This window comes from Rhizobium sp. BG4, from assembly GCF_016864575.1.
GTDB lineage: Bacteria > Pseudomonadota > Alphaproteobacteria > Rhizobiales > Rhizobiaceae > Rhizobium.
Genome location: NZ_CP044125.1, coordinates 1,048,240 through 1,061,471, shown reverse-complemented (window position 1 = coordinate 1,061,471; position 13,232 = coordinate 1,048,240). Strand labels below are relative to the sequence as shown.

The 13,232-nt window shown below is 61.9% G+C and carries 14 protein-coding genes; 9 read left to right on the top strand and 5 right to left on the bottom strand.

Translation table 11 applies throughout. From position 1 onward, the window contains the following. Positions 1–30: 30 nt before the first annotated feature. The gene (locus tag F2982_RS05615; RefSeq protein ID WP_199626253.1) at positions 31–1,146 is read left to right on the top strand and encodes an ATP phosphoribosyltransferase regulatory subunit; all 1,116 of its coding nucleotides are present in this window, start codon (positions 31–33) and stop codon (positions 1,144–1,146) included. After that, positions 1,143–1,838, top strand: coding sequence for an ATP phosphoribosyltransferase (gene hisG, locus F2982_RS05610; RefSeq protein ID WP_203429511.1), 696 nt, complete (start codon positions 1,143–1,145; stop codon positions 1,836–1,838). The genes F2982_RS05615 and hisG overlap by 4 nt, the downstream gene beginning before the upstream one ends. 76 nt (positions 1,839–1,914) lie before the next feature. Here the strand turns inward: hisG and F2982_RS05605 are convergent, their stop codons facing one another. Further along, complete coding sequence (locus F2982_RS05605; protein WP_130278972.1) at positions 1,915–2,340, bottom strand: DoxX family protein; 426 nt, start codon at positions 2,338–2,340, stop codon at positions 1,915–1,917. A 198-nt stretch (positions 2,341–2,538) separates the two neighbouring features. On the opposite strand from F2982_RS05605, the gene F2982_RS05600 reads away from it, so the two are divergent. Next, entirely contained in the window at positions 2,539–3,249 is a 711-nt protein-coding gene (locus tag F2982_RS05600) for a glutathione binding-like protein (protein ID WP_112713041.1), read from the top strand. A gap of 64 nt (positions 3,250–3,313) precedes the next feature. Here F2982_RS05600 and F2982_RS05595 read toward each other — a convergent pair whose 3' ends face one another. Further along, positions 3,314–3,760 carry a hypothetical protein gene (locus tag F2982_RS05595; protein ID WP_112713039.1) on the bottom strand — a complete coding sequence of 149 codons (447 nt, stop codon included), beginning with the start codon at positions 3,758–3,760 and terminating at the stop codon, positions 3,314–3,316. Between the two features lie 130 nt (positions 3,761–3,890). Here F2982_RS05595 and F2982_RS05590 point away from each other — a divergent pair, with 130 nt between their 5' ends. Further along, complete coding sequence (locus F2982_RS05590; RefSeq protein WP_203429510.1) at positions 3,891–4,133, top strand: hypothetical protein; 243 nt, start codon at positions 3,891–3,893, stop codon at positions 4,131–4,133. 282 nt (positions 4,134–4,415) lie between these two features. Here the strand turns inward: F2982_RS05590 and groL are convergent, their stop codons facing one another. Then, positions 4,416–6,056: a chaperonin GroEL gene (gene groL / locus F2982_RS05585; RefSeq protein WP_025555501.1), complete on the bottom strand. Its 1,641-nt coding sequence runs from the start codon at positions 6,054–6,056 to the stop codon at positions 4,416–4,418. A 56-nt stretch (positions 6,057–6,112) separates the two neighbouring features. Further along, positions 6,113–6,409 carry a co-chaperone GroES gene (gene groES / locus F2982_RS05580; protein WP_004675403.1) on the bottom strand — a complete coding sequence of 99 codons (297 nt, stop codon included), beginning with the start codon at positions 6,407–6,409 and terminating at the stop codon, positions 6,113–6,115. A gap of 214 nt (positions 6,410–6,623) precedes the next feature. Between groES and chrA the strand changes: the two genes are divergently transcribed. From chrA to F2982_RS05565, 3 genes are all read left to right on the top strand, one after another. Next, positions 6,624–8,009: a chromate efflux transporter gene (gene chrA, locus F2982_RS05575; protein WP_203430016.1), complete on the top strand. Its 1,386-nt coding sequence runs from the start codon at positions 6,624–6,626 to the stop codon at positions 8,007–8,009. A gap of 101 nt (positions 8,010–8,110) precedes the next feature. Beyond that, positions 8,111–8,959: a TIGR01459 family HAD-type hydrolase gene (locus F2982_RS05570; RefSeq protein ID WP_112713035.1), complete on the top strand. Its 849-nt coding sequence runs from the start codon at positions 8,111–8,113 to the stop codon at positions 8,957–8,959. 15 nt (positions 8,960–8,974) lie between these two features. Next, complete coding sequence (locus F2982_RS05565) at positions 8,975–9,958, top strand: bifunctional riboflavin kinase/FAD synthetase (RefSeq protein WP_203429509.1); 984 nt, start codon at positions 8,975–8,977, stop codon at positions 9,956–9,958. 153 nt (positions 9,959–10,111) lie between these two features. Here F2982_RS05565 and F2982_RS05560 read toward each other — a convergent pair whose 3' ends face one another. Beyond that, the gene (locus tag F2982_RS05560; protein ID WP_203429508.1) at positions 10,112–11,323 is read right to left on the bottom strand and encodes an MFS transporter; all 1,212 of its coding nucleotides are present in this window, start codon (positions 11,321–11,323) and stop codon (positions 10,112–10,114) included. 244 nt (positions 11,324–11,567) lie between these two features. Here F2982_RS05560 and F2982_RS05555 point away from each other — a divergent pair, with 244 nt between their 5' ends. Together F2982_RS05555 and F2982_RS05550 are read left to right on the top strand one after the other, a co-directional pair. Next, positions 11,568–11,765, top strand: a complete 198-nt coding sequence (locus tag F2982_RS05555; RefSeq protein WP_203429507.1) for a DUF3311 domain-containing protein — start codon at positions 11,568–11,570, stop codon at positions 11,763–11,765. Beyond that, on the top strand, positions 11,755–13,230 hold the full coding sequence (locus F2982_RS05550) for a sodium:solute symporter family protein (RefSeq protein ID WP_203429506.1): 1,476 nt from the start codon (positions 11,755–11,757) through the stop codon (positions 13,228–13,230). Before F2982_RS05555 ends, F2982_RS05550 begins: the two co-directional genes overlap by 11 nt. Positions 13,231–13,232: the final 2 nt, after the last annotated feature.

The following is a 13,232-nucleotide window of genomic DNA, read 5'->3' as shown; positions in this document are numbered from 1 at the left end:
CCCTCGTGGGGAGGGGTTGGGGAGGGGACTTTGATCAATCTACCCAACTTCGCCACCGACCTCCTCACCGAGTTCGCCACCCGCAAGACCGAGCGCATCGATACGCCGGTCATCCAGCCGGCCGAACCCTTTCTCGATATCGCCGGCGAGGACCTCCGCCGCCGTATCTTCATGACGGAGAGCGAGACTGGCGCCAGCCTCTGCCTGCGCCCGGAATTCACCATTCCTGTCTGCCTGCGCCACATCGAGACCGCGACCGGCACGCCGAAGCGCTATTCCTATCTCGGTGAAGTCTTCCGTCAGCGCCGTGATGGCGGCAACGAGTTCTATCAGGCGGGGATTGAAGATCTCGGCGAGACCGATACGGCGAGCGCCGATGCGCGTGCCATCGGCGATGCCGTCGCCATCCTGCAGCGGCTGATCCCCGGCAAGACCTTCTCGACCGTTCTCGGCGATCAGGCGGTCTTCGAAGCCGTCGTCCAGGCGCTCGGCCTGCCGCTCGGCTGGCAGAAGCGGCTGATCCACGCCTTCGGCAACATGACGCAGATCGAGGCGCTGCTTGCGAGCCTCGTCAGCCCGCAATTCGTCACCGGTCTCGACGATGAGATCGCCAGGCTCGTGGCAGCAGGCGACGACCAGGCGCTGATCGCCCATATCGACCAGACGATGGAAGCGACCGGCTATTCCACCAATGCCAGCCGTTCGCCCGCCGATATCGCCCGCCGCCTCAAGGAGAAGCTGGTGCTCTCCGAAACCCGGCTCGATGACGACGCCTTCCGCGTGCTCGAGGAATTCCTGTCGCTGAACGTGCCGTTGGCCGATGCATCCTCGGCGCTCGCAGGCTTTGCCGATGCCGCCGGGCTGAAGATCGGCACCGCGCTCTCGCATTTCGACAGCCGCCTGGCTGCGCTCTCGAATGCCGGTCTCGATCTGTCATCGATGGATTACCGCGCCGCCTTCGGTCGCCCGCTGGATTACTATACCGGCCTCGTCTTCGAGGTCAGCGTCGAGGGCTCGTCGGCGGTTCTCGCCGGTGGCGGCCGCTTCGACAGGCTGTTGAACTTCCTCGGCGCCCGCGAACGCATCCCGGCCGTCGGCTTCTCGCTCTGGCTTGACCGCATCGAAACGGAAAGGGCAGCGGCATGACCGTTACCATCGCACTGCCGTCCAAGGGCCGGATGAAGGACGATGCCTCGGCGATCTTCGAGCGCGCCGGCATGAGGATCACTGCCGTCGGCAACGACCGCTCCTATCGCGGCCGCGTGGAAGGCTGGGATGATGTCGAGGTCGCCTTCCTGTCGGCTTCGGAAATCTCCCGCGAGCTCGGCAACGGCTCGATCGATTTCGGCGTCACCGGCGAGGATCTGGTGCGCGAGGGCCTCGCAGAGACTGACAAGCGTGTCGAATTCTGCGCCCGCCTCGGCTTCGGCCATGCCGATGTCGTCGTCGCCGTTCCGGAAATCTGGCTCGATGTTGATACGATGGCCGATCTCGGCGATGTCGCCGCCGACTTCCGCGCCCGCCACGGCCGCCGCCTGACCATCGCCACCAAATACTGGCGCCTGACGCAGCAGTTCTTCTCCAGCCAGCACGGCATCCAACTCTATCGCATCGTCGAGAGCCTGGGCGCCACCGAGGGCGCGCCTGCATCCGGCTCGGCGGATATCATCGTCGATATCACCTCCACCGGCTCGACGCTGCGGGCAAACCACCTGCGCGTCCTGAACGACGGCGTCATCCTGCGCTCGGAGGCTTGCCTGGTGCGCGCCCGCAAGGAAAGCCATGCCGCAGAACCCGTCGTGGCGAAGATCGTTACCGCCGTCCGCGGCGCACTCTGATCCTCTTCCGATACCGGAAACGAAAAAACCCGCCGTCTCGCGACGGCGGGTTTCTTTATGCTTGGGAGGCTTCGGCTTAGGCCGTAAGAGCCGATACACCGCGGCGGGCGTCGATCGAGTAGGCACCGGCACCGACCGTTGCGAGCAGGATGTAGGCACCAGCCAGCGTGAAGTTCTTCATGACCATGATCTGGTTCAGGATGTTCACGAGTTCAGCACCGCTTGCATAGGGCAGGTGGAAGACGACGGCGGTGAACACACAGAAGGCAGCGAGCAGCCAGCCGACGATGCGAACCTGGAAGCCGACGAGAACGGCAAGGCCGGTCAGCAGTTCGAAGAGGCCTGCGAGATAGGTCAGAGCGGTTGCGGCCGGAAGGCCAGCGCCAGCGATCATGCCGGCAGTGCCAGCCGGGTCGGTGATCTTGCCGAAGCCGGCGAGAATGAACATGAACGACAGCAGGATGCGGGCAAGCACGAGAAGAAGGCTAGAGGTATTCGACATGGACGTAATCTCCGTTTGAATGACTGTGAGATCCGCTGATCTCGTTGGCCACACTTGTCGCGCATTTTGTCGCAGCTGGAAAGATAAACGAACGGGGACGGTTCGTTCAGTATTTTGAAACGATCGCCTCTTGAAGGCGGCTTGTCTTCCCGGCGGTCGCTCTCTTATGGTCGGCCACCAACCCCCACGGAGATTTCAATGGCAGACCTTTCAAGCTTCCCGATCACCGAGCGCTGGCCGGCAAAGAACCCGGATGTCATCCAGCTCTATTCGCTGCAGACGCCGAATGGCGTGAAGATCTCGATTGCGCTGGAAGAGCTCGGTCTGCCCTATGAGCCGCATTATGTCGGCTTCGCTCAGAACGACCAGAAATCCGCGGAATTCGTCTCGCTCAATCCGAACGGCCGCATACCCTCGATCATCGATCCCAATGGTCCGGACGGCAAGCCCATCGGCCTCTTCGAATCCGGCGCCATCCTGCTCTATCTCGCGGAGAAGACCGGCAAGCTGATCCCTGCCGATGCCGCCGGCCGCTACGAGACCATCCAGTGGGTCTTCTTCCAGATGGCCGGCATCGGCCCGATGTTTGGGCAGTTCGGCCATTTCTACAAGGCGGCAGCCGATAAGGTCGCCAACAACAGCTATCCGATGGAGCGCTACCGCGATGAGGCCAAGCGCCTGCTGAGCGTGCTGGAGAGCCGCCTGCAGGGCCGCCAGTGGATCATGGGCGACGAATACACCATCGCCGACATCACCACCTTCCCGTGGATCCGTGGCGCCGACATCTTCTATGGCGGCCGCGAGGTGCTGGAATACGCGAAGTTCCCGGCCGTGATGGCCTGGCTGGAGCGCTGCATCGCCCGCCCGGCAAGCGCCAAGGGGCTGAACATCCCGGTCAAGCCGGTGTAAGCCAAACAGCAAAGGCCGGTCGCAGGACCGGCCTTTTTTCAATTCTGTGCCTGCGCAGTGACGATTACTGGCGGCTCGCCATCTGGTTCGCGCTGTCGAGCTTGAAGCGCGGGAAGATGAAGACGCCGACCATGCTGCCGCTATACTTCTCTTCCAGTCCGGCAGACTCGCCCATGCAGAACAGCGGCTGGCGGAAGCCGTTCGGCATGACGATGGTCGTGGAGAAGCAGAAGGACGAGGAGAGCGTCGCGGCCTGCTCGAAGAGCGCCAGGATATGGGCGCGATCCTTCACGTCGTAACAGCGCATCAGGCTGAGCAGCCCGCATTCCCGGCCGGCGAGACCATGGAGCATCGAGCTCCATTCGCCAAGCTGGATGACGCCGCTGGAGAAATCGCCGTTCCACGCTTCAGAGACGGAAAACTGCGCGAGCATTTCCTGGTTGTGATGGGTCAGATCAAAGGAGCCAGGCGTAAGAGGGGCTGCAACATTGGCTTTGGCGATCTTGAACAAATGGGGTTCCCCGTGTCGTGCGCAGTTCTATGCAGCGCTCGTGCGGTGTGACGAAAACATCTTCATGCGACACCGGTCATCATGTCCGGGCGTGAGCAAAATACGGCGCCGCCGATGCGGAACCCTTCTCATGCTCTTTTCAAAATTCTGGCGCGGAATGCTCTGCAGCCGGCGTCATTTGCAAAATACGGTCTTCCGCTGGCGGGCGGAAAAATATCGTCATGCACTGCAATTTGCAGCGCGGATTTATAGGCAGTTTTTGAAAGGCGGCAAATGCTTTTTCGGGGGTAATCCGCAACGCGAAGGATGCGATATATTGCATGCTTCTATAAAAGGTAGAAGAAATCAAAGTAAAAAGTTGCCCGTTTTGTGAGATGTAAACGGTTACGCTTCGCAAAAATTTCACATTGCAGCGGTGAAACCAATTTCACTGAGAGTATTTCACCTGATGACAAAAAACGCCGCTTGGTAAGTCTCGCGAAAGCTTCGGCGTCCGATTTTCGCACAAAATAGACGCTTAAACGTTTTACCAGTTCGATTCCTGTGGCCTCGAAAATTGGTAAGGCCGAATCGGTTCTCCGCAAACAAAAAGGGCGGCCCGAAGACCGCCCTTCCGTAACTGAACCGGTTGGCCCAGATGTTAGACCCGAAGGTCTTACATCATGTCCATACCGCCCATGCCGCCCATGCCGCCAGGCATGCCAGCCGGAGCGTCCTTCTTCGGCAGCTCGGCGATCATGGCTTCCGTGGTGATCAGCAGCGAAGCAACCGAAGCTGCGTTCTGCAGAGCCGTACGGACGACCTTGACCGGGTCGACGATGCCCATGGCGATCATGTCGCCATATTCGGACGTCTGGGCGTTGTAGCCGTAGTTGTCCTGATCCTTGTCGAGAACCTTGCCGACAACGATCGAAGCTTCGTCACCAGCGTTTTCTGCGATCTGGCGAACCAGAGCCTGCAGAGCGCGGCGGATGATGTTGATGCCAGCTTCCTGGTCGTCGTTCTCACCCTTGGACTTGATCTTCGTGGAAGAGCGCAGCAGAGCGATACCACCGCCCGGTACGATGCCTTCCTGAACAGCAGCGCGCGTCGCGTTCAGAGCGTCGTCGATGCGGTCCTTCTTTTCCTTGACTTCAACTTCCGTCGAACCGCCAACGCGGATAACGGCAACGCCGCCAGCGAGCTTGGCAAGACGTTCCTGCAGCTTTTCGCGGTCGTAGTCGGAAGAGGTTTCTTCGATCTGAGCCTTGATCTGGGCAACACGGCCTTCGATGTCGGACTTGGCGCCAGCGCCGTCGACGATCGTGGTGTTTTCCTTCGAGATCGAAACCTTCTTGGTACGGCCGAGCATGTCGAGCGTAACGGATTCGAGCTTGATGCCGAGGTCTTCGGAGATGACAGTGCCGCCCGTCAGGATGGCGATGTCTTCCAGCATGGCCTTGCGGCGGTCGCCGAAGCCAGGAGCCTTGACAGCAGCGATCTTGAGGCCGCCGCGCAGCTTGTTGACGACGAGCGTAGCAAGAGCTTCGCCTTCGACGTCTTCAGCGATGATGAGGAGCGGCTTGCCGGTCTGAACGACAGCTTCGAGAACCGGGAGCATCGACTGCAGGTTCGAGAGCTTCTTCTCGTGGAGGAGAATGAAGGCGTCTTCGAGGTCAGCAACCATCTTTTCCGGGTTGGTGACGAAGTACGGGCTCAGGTAGCCGCGGTCGAACTGCATGCCTTCGACGACTTCGAGTTCGGTTTCAGCGGTCTTGGCTTCTTCGACGGTGATAACACCTTCGTTGCCGACCTTCTGCATGGCTTCAGCAATATCGAGACCGATCTGCTTTTCGCCGTTTGCGGAGATCGTGCCGACCTGGGCAACTTCTTCCGAAGTGTTGATCTTCTTGGCCTTGGCCTGGAGATCCTTGACGACTTCGGCAACAGCGAGGTCGATACCGCGCTTCAGGTCCATCGGGTTCATGCCGGCTGCAACAGCCTTGGCGCCTTCGCGAACGATAGCGCGGGCCAGAACCGTTGCAGTCGTCGTGCCGTCGCCGGCGATGTCGTTGGTCTTCGAAGCAACTTCGCGGACCATCTGGGCGCCCATGTTTTCGAACTTGTCTTCGAGTTCGATTTCCTTGGCGACCGATACGCCGTCCTTGGTGATGCGCGGAGCGCCGAAGGACTTGTCGATAACGACGTTACGGCCCTTCGGACCGAGCGTGACCTGCACTGCGTCAGCGAGGATGTCGACGCCGCGCAGCATCTTTTCGCGCGCAGAGCGGCCGAACTTTACTTCTTTAGCTGCCATTTTGATAACTCCTGAAAAGGGGTGTCAGCGATAAGCGGAACGGGATGACCGGCTGATTAGCCGATGATGCCCATGATGTCGGCTTCCTTCATGATGAGAAGGTCTTCGCCGTTGATCTTGACTTCGGTGCCCGACCACTTGCCGAACAGAACGCGGTCGCCAGCCTTGACGTCGAGAGCGACGACCTTGCCGGACTCGTCACGAGCGCCGGAACCGACAGCGACGATTTCGCCTTCCTGCGGCTTTTCCTTAGCGGTGTCCGGGATGATGATGCCACCCTTGGTCTTTTCTTCGGACTCAACGCGGCGAACAACGACGCGGTCGTGAAGGGGGCGGAAATTGGTGCTTGCCATTGTCTAATCCCTCGATCAAATGACATTCGCGGACCGGGACGGCCCACATGGATGAGTGTTAGCACTCTCCAGTGAGGAGTGCTAGACGCCGTGCATTTAGGGATGGCTCCAGAAAGAGTCAAGGAAAGCCTTCGCGGATTTTTGCGACGAATTTGTGGAGAGGGCCGGAATTTCAGAGAGGGTAGGGGATTTGTCTGACGTGGTTGCCGAACCCATGCCGCGGCCAGCCTTTTCCGAGGCATTTGCTGTCTGGGCCCGCATCGGCTGCCTGAGCTTCGGCGGCCCCGCCGGCCAGATCGCCCTGATGCACAAGACGGTTGTCGAGGAGAAGCGCTGGATCTCCGAAGACCGTTTCCTGCACGCCCTGAATTACTGCATGCTGCTGCCAGGCCCGGAGGCCCAGCAGCTCGCCACCTATATCGGCTGGCTGATGCATGGCGTGCGCGGCGGCATCGCCGCCGGCCTGCTCTTCATCATGCCGGGCTTCCTCGTCATCCTCGTCCTCTCCGGCCTTTACGCCTATTTCCAGAATGCCGAATGGCTGCTGGCGCTGTTCTTCGGCCTCAAGGCTGCCGTTCTCGCTGTTGTCATCGAGGCGCTGATGCGGGTTGCCGCCCGGGCGCTGAAATCGCGCTTTCATTATTATGTCGCGGCCGCCTCTTTCGTGGCGCTCTTCCTGCTCAATCTGCCGTTCCCGCTCGTGGTCCTCGCCGCAGGCATCGCCGGCTTCGTCGTCGAGCGTCGCAGGCGAAAGGTTGAGGGCGTGACGCCTGTCGCGGCTTCGGCGCCCGCCGCGGGAATGCTGTCGGGGCCGACCAGCCGCCATATCGCCAAGCCGTTCCTCATTCTCGCTTTCTGGGTTCTCGTCTGGCAGTTCCCGCTGCTGATCGTCCGCGAGCTGCACGCGCCGTCCGATCTCATCGCCGAGGCGCTGAGCGGCGAGACCAACGTCTTTGCCGCCGTCTTCGTTTTCTTCTCGAAGATGGCCGTCGTCACCTTCGGCGGCGCCTATGCCGTTCTCTCCTATGTCGCGCAGATAGCGGTCGAGCACTATGCCTGGCTGCGTCCCGGCGAAATGCTGGATGGCCTTGCCCTTGCCGAAACGACGCCGGGGCCGCTGGTCCTCGTCCTCTGTTTCGTCGGCTTCATGGCCGGGTTCCGCAATGCGCTCGGCATCGACCCGCTGTTCGGCGGCGTGATCGGCGCCAGCCTCGCGGCATGGGCCACCTTCGTGCCGAGCTTCGTCTGGATCTTCGCCGGGGCGCCCTTCGTCGAGAAGCTCCGGCAGAACAAAATCTTGTCGGCAGCGCTCTCGGCGATTACCGCTGCCGTCGTCGGCGTCATCCTCAATCTGGCGCTCTGGTTCGGTCTTCACGTGCTCTTTGCCGATGTCGGCAATATCGCGCTGTTGTCGCGCGCCACCGGCCTTCCGCTCGTCAGCCTCGCCTGGCCGGTCTGGAGCACGCTGAACATCGCCGCAGCACTGATTTTCGTTGCCGCCTGCGTCATGCTCTTCCGCTTCAAGCTCGGCATGGTCAGCATCCTCGGCTTTGCCGCCGTGGCCGGTCTCGCCGTGCGCGGCGTCGAGCTGCTTCTCTAGCGGCGCGCTCCTGTTTTTGCGCCGTGAGGCCGAAAAAACCTTGCCATCCCGCCGGGCCTTTGCAATGTCACGCCTGACTGAAAAGCAAACGGGATATCGGAATGGCCAAGCGCATCGGAAGTTTTGCGGAAATCACCAGCCAGTATGACGCGGTGTTCTGCGATGTCTGGGGCGTGCTCCACAATGGCGTCGATCCCTTTCCGAAGGCCGCCGCTGCACTGGAAGCCGCTCGCGGCGAGGGGTTGACGGTCGTCCTCATCACCAATTCCCCGCGCATCGCCCCGCTGGTCGTCGATCAGCTGCGCCACATCGGCATCCAGGACGGCGCCTACGATCGCATCATCACCTCCGGTGACGTCACCCGCGGCCTGATCGCCGAAGGCCCGAAGAAGGTCTTCCTGCTCGGCCCCGAGCGCGACATCGCCATCATCGAGGGCCTCGGCGTCGAGCGCGTCGATGCCAAGGAAGCAGAGTCCGTCGTCTGCACCGGCTTCTTCGATGACGAGAAGGAAGTGCCGGAAGACTATACGGAGATGCTCAAGGAGTTTCAGTCGCGCGACGTGCCGATGATCTGCGCCAATCCTGATCTGGTCGTCGAGCGCGGTCACAAGATGATCCCCTGCGCCGGCGCCATGGCTGCCTACTACAACCAGCTCGGCGGCGCGACCCGCATCGCCGGCAAGCCGCACACGCCGATCTATGACGCCGTGCTCGAGACCGCCAAGGAACTGCGCGGCGATTTCCCGAAGAGCCGTATTCTCGCAATCGGCGACGGAATGCCGACGGATGTGCGCGGCGCCCTCGATTACGGGCTCGACCTTCTCTATATCAGCGGCGGTATCCACGCGAAGGAATACACGCTGAACGGCGAAACGGATGAAGCCATCCTGCACGCCTATCTGGAGCGTGAGAAGGCCGCGCCGAAGTGGTGGATGCCACGCCTCGCATAAGAAGAAGCCCTGCCGATGACCGTCTTTCACCGCAATGAAACCCGCGAACCGCTGCCATCCCATCTGAGAGGCGGCGTCATTGCCATCGGCAATTTCGACGGCGTCCATCGCGGCCACCAGTCGGTCCTGACGCGGGCGCTGGAGATCGCCAGGGCACGCGGCGTCCCGGCGCTGGTACTCACCTTCGAGCCGCATCCGCGCACAGTCTTCCGGCCGGATAGCCCGGTTTTCCGCATCACGCCGGCACCTCTCAAGGCCCGTATCCTCGAAGCCCTCGGCTTCGGCGCCGTCATCGAATATCCCTTCGACCGCGAATTCTCGCAGCGCTCGCCTGACGATTTCATCCACGGCATTCTCAAGGATTGGCTCGGCGCTTCCGAGGTCGTCACCGGCGTCGATTTCCATTTCGGCAAGGGCCGCGAAGGCGGACCGGCCTTCCTGATGGATGCCGGCCAGAAATACGGCTTCGGCGTCACCCTGATCGATGCCTTCCGTGATGAGAATGCCGATGTCGTCTCCTCCAGCCGCATCCGCGCGCTGCTGAAGGATGGCGATGTCAGCGAGGCTGCTGCCCTGCTCGGCTATCACTATACGGTGGAGGCGGGAATCATCGGCGGCGAAAAGCTCGGCCGCCAGCTCGGCTTCCCGACAGCCAACATGCAGCTGCCGCCCGAGGCCGAACTCGCCTCCGGAATCTATGCGGTCCGCTTTCGCCTGCAGAACGGCACGCTCCACGATGCGGTCGCCAGCTACGGCCGCCGCCCGACCGTGACCGAAAACGGTGCGCCGCTCTTGGAAACCTACGTCTTCGATTTTAGCGGCGATCTCTACGGCCAAATCTGTTCGGTCTCCTTCTTCGGATACCTCCGGCCGGAACTGAAATTCGACGGCCTCGACCCGCTCGTCGCCCAGATCAAGCGCGACGAGGAAGAGGCGAGGGCACTGCTCTCAGGCATCCAGCCACTCGGCGAACTCGACCGGCTGATCTGCTTCGGCTGACGTTTTACCGTGTAGCCCCCTCATCTGCCTGCCGGCATCTTCTCCCCGCCGGGGAGAAGAGAGGAGACCGTGACGCCCCACTTCTTCCCTTCTCCCCAGCGGGGAGAAGGTGCCCGCAGGGCGGATGAGGGGGCCAAGCCCTCTGCGTCGGCTTTAGGCAGTCCCCAACGTCGCCGCCTGCTTACCCCGCGGCAACGGCGGAAACGCGAGCGCGATAGCCGCCGCACCGAGCCCCACCAGCGCCGAGCCGATGAACAGCCACGAGTAGTTCTGGTAGGTATCGAAGATCCAGCCGCCGATCAGCGGCCCGAAGGCCATGCCGATGCTCGACAGCATCGTCGCGGCCCCGAACACCGTGCCGATCACCCTCGGTCCGAAATATTCGCGCGCCAGCACCGCATAGAGCGGCATGACCCCGCCATAGGCGCTGCCGAAGATCACCGCGAGCGCGTAGAACTGTCCGAGTTCGCTGACCGCCAGATAGGTTGCCAGCGCCGCCGCCTGCACCAGAAGCCCGGCAACCAGCACCGGCTTGACGCCGAACTTGTCCGCCAGGCCGCCGTAGAGCAGGCGACCGCCGAGACCCGCAAGCCCCTCGACGCTGTAGATGCTGACCGCCGCCATCGGCGCCACGCCGCAGATCGTCGCGTAGCTCACCATATGGAAGATCGGCCCGGAATGGGCCGCGCAACAGGCAAAGAACGTGCCGCCGAGCACCAGGAACTGCGGTGAGCGGAAGATCTTGCCGAGCGCCGGGCGCTCGCCGCCTGCTGCTTCCACCATGCCTGTGTCACTCGCCGGAGAGGGCGCGCGGCGTACGAGCAAAGCGGCCGGGATCAGCAGGACCCAGGCGCCGATGCCGATGATCAGCATCGCCGTGCGCCAGTCGTATGCCGAGATCAGCGCCCGGGCGAGCGGCGAGATCGTCATCGGCGCAACGCCCATGCCCGCCGAAACCAGTGATACCGCCAGCCCGCGGTTCTCCTCGAACCACTCGGTCGTCGACGCGATCATCGGCGCGAAGAAGGCGCTCGCCGAAATCCCGACGAGGACGCCGTAGGTCAATTGAAACTGCATCAGCGATCCCGCCCGGCTGGCGAGAACCAGCGCCAACCCGAGAAGCAGCGCCCCGATCAGCACGACGGGGCGGGGCCCGAAGCGGTCGCTCAAAGCACCCCACATGAAGCCGCCGATACCCATGACGATGAAGTTCAGCGTCATGGCGCTGGCAATGCCGGTATGCGACCAGCCGGTATCGGTGGCGATCGGCGTCTGAAAGATGGCGAGAGAAAACATTGCGCCGAGCGCAACGCATGTCATCAGGGCGCCGGCGGCGACGATGACCCAACGATAGGAACTGCTCATATCCACTTCACTCCCTGTGGATCGAATGGAATGCCAGCGCGGCAAAACCCGTGCTGCACTCCAAGGACGTGCGAGCCGTCGGCATTTCGACATTGCCACGATAATTTTTGCTTGTCGCCGCCCTCCGCCAAAAATGGCGGTTTCATGGCAAATACGCTTGTCCCGATGCCTGAGGGGTATATGTCTGAACTGTCATATGACGCGGATTCGCTGCGCCCCCACAGCAATGAAAGGCAATCTCAACATGGATAAAAGGTTTGGAACAGCGGCCTGCTGGCTGCTCGTCATTCCCTATATCGGGCTCCTCTGGGTGCCCTTCTACAATTTCCGTGAGCCGTCGCTCTTCGGCTTTCCGTTCTTCTACTGGTACCAGCTCGCATGGGTGCCGATCACCGCTTTCCTGACCTGGATCGCCTATCGGAGCATGCGCAATGACGACTGAGATCAACGGTACGGCGCTCAGCGTCTTCATCTTCTTCTTCATCCTCGTCACCGTCATGGGCTTTGTCGCAGCCCGCTGGCGCAAGCCGGAAACCCTTGCCCATATCGACGAATGGGGTCTCGGCGGCCGCTCCTTCGGCACCTGGATCACCTGGTTCCTGGTGGGCGGCGATTTCTACACCGCCTACACGGTCATCGCCGTTCCGGCACTCGTCTACACGGTCGGTGCCTACGGCTTCTTCGCGCTGCCTTATACGATCGTCGTCTACCCCTTCGTCTTCATGGTGATGCCGGTTCTCTGGAAGCGTGCCAAGGACTTCGGCTATGTGACGGCGGGTGACGTCGTTCACGGCCAGTATGGCTCGCGCGGTCTCGAGCTCGCAGTCGCCGCAACCGGGGTCATCGCCACCATGCCCTATATCGCCCTGCAGCTCGTCGGCATGACCGCGGTCTTGAAGGCGCTCGGCCTGCATGGCGAACTGCCGCTCGCCATCGCCTTCATCGTGCTGGCGCTCTACACTTACTCGGCGGGTCTGCGCGCCCCGGCGCTCATCGCCTTCGTCAAGGACATCATGATCTATGTCGTGGTGATCGCGGCCGTAGCGCTCATCCCCTCGAAGCTCGGCGGCTATGCCAATGTCTTCGCCTCGGCGGATGCTGCCTTCCAGGCCAAGGGCTCCGGCAACCTCCTGCTCGGCGGCAACCAGTATGTCGCCTATGCGACGCTGGCGCTCGGTTCGGCGCTCGCGGCCTTCATGTATCCGCACACGCTGACCGGCATCTTCGCCTCCAACAGCGGCAATACCATCCGCAAGAACGCAGTGCTGCTGCCGGCCTATACGTTGCTCCTCGGCCTGCTGGCGCTGCTCGGCTATATGGGCCACGCCGCAAACCTGCAGCTGGAAAGCCCGAATGACGTCGTCCCGGCGCTGTTCGAGACGCTGTTTTCCAGCTGGTTCGCAGGCTTTGCCTTCGCGGCGATCGCCATCGGCGCGCTCGTGCCTGCGGCCGTCATGAGCATCGGCGCCGCCAACCTCTTCACCCGCAATTTCTGGAAGGCCTACGTCAATCCTGAGGTCAGCGATGCGGGCGAGGCGAAGGTCGCCAAGATCACCTCGCTGGTGGTCAAGATCGGCGCTCTGCTCGTCATCCTCTTCCTGCCGACGCAGTTCGCCCTCGACCTGCAGCTCCTCGGCGGCATCTGGATCCTGCAGACGCTCCCGGCGCTGGTCTTCGGCCTCTACACCAACTGGTTCCGCGCACCCGGCCTGCTCGCCGGCTGGTTCGTCGGCTTCTTTGGCGGCACCTTCCTCGTCTGGATCAACGGTCTGAAACCACTCCAGCCGATCACGCTCGGAGAGACCTCTTTCACCATCTATATCGGCTTGCTGGCCCTGGTGGCGAATATCCTGGTCGCTGTCGTCGTGAATGTCGCGACGCCTGCGAAGGCGGTTATGAGAGCTTGATA

Coding starts and splice junctions, on each gene's coding strand:
- F2982_RS05600 (WP_112713041.1), top strand. CDS start 2,539: ATGGCAGACCTTTCAAGCTTCCCGATCACCGAGCGCTGGCCGGCAAAG.
- F2982_RS05565 (WP_203429509.1), top strand. CDS start 8,975: ATGACCGTCTTTCACCGCAATGAAACCCGCGAACCGCTGCCATCCCAT.
- F2982_RS05555 (WP_203429507.1), top strand. CDS start 11,568: ATGGATAAAAGGTTTGGAACAGCGGCCTGCTGGCTGCTCGTCATTCCC.
- hisG (WP_203429511.1), top strand. CDS start 1,143: ATGACCGTTACCATCGCACTGCCGTCCAAGGGCCGGATGAAGGACGAT.
- F2982_RS05560 (WP_203429508.1), bottom strand. CDS start 11,323: ATGAGCAGTTCCTATCGTTGGGTCATCGTCGCCGCCGGCGCCCTGATG.
- chrA (WP_203430016.1), top strand. CDS start 6,624: ATGCCGCGGCCAGCCTTTTCCGAGGCATTTGCTGTCTGGGCCCGCATC.
- F2982_RS05605 (WP_130278972.1), bottom strand. CDS start 2,340: ATGTCGAATACCTCTAGCCTTCTTCTCGTGCTTGCCCGCATCCTGCTG.
- F2982_RS05570 (WP_112713035.1), top strand. CDS start 8,111: ATGGCCAAGCGCATCGGAAGTTTTGCGGAAATCACCAGCCAGTATGAC.
- groL (WP_025555501.1), bottom strand. CDS start 6,056: ATGGCAGCTAAAGAAGTAAAGTTCGGCCGCTCTGCGCGCGAAAAGATG.
- groES (WP_004675403.1), bottom strand. CDS start 6,409: ATGGCAAGCACCAATTTCCGCCCCCTTCACGACCGCGTCGTTGTTCGC.
- F2982_RS05550 (WP_203429506.1), top strand. CDS start 11,755: ATGACGACTGAGATCAACGGTACGGCGCTCAGCGTCTTCATCTTCTTC.
- F2982_RS05590 (WP_203429510.1), top strand. CDS start 3,891: ATGCTCTTTTCAAAATTCTGGCGCGGAATGCTCTGCAGCCGGCGTCAT.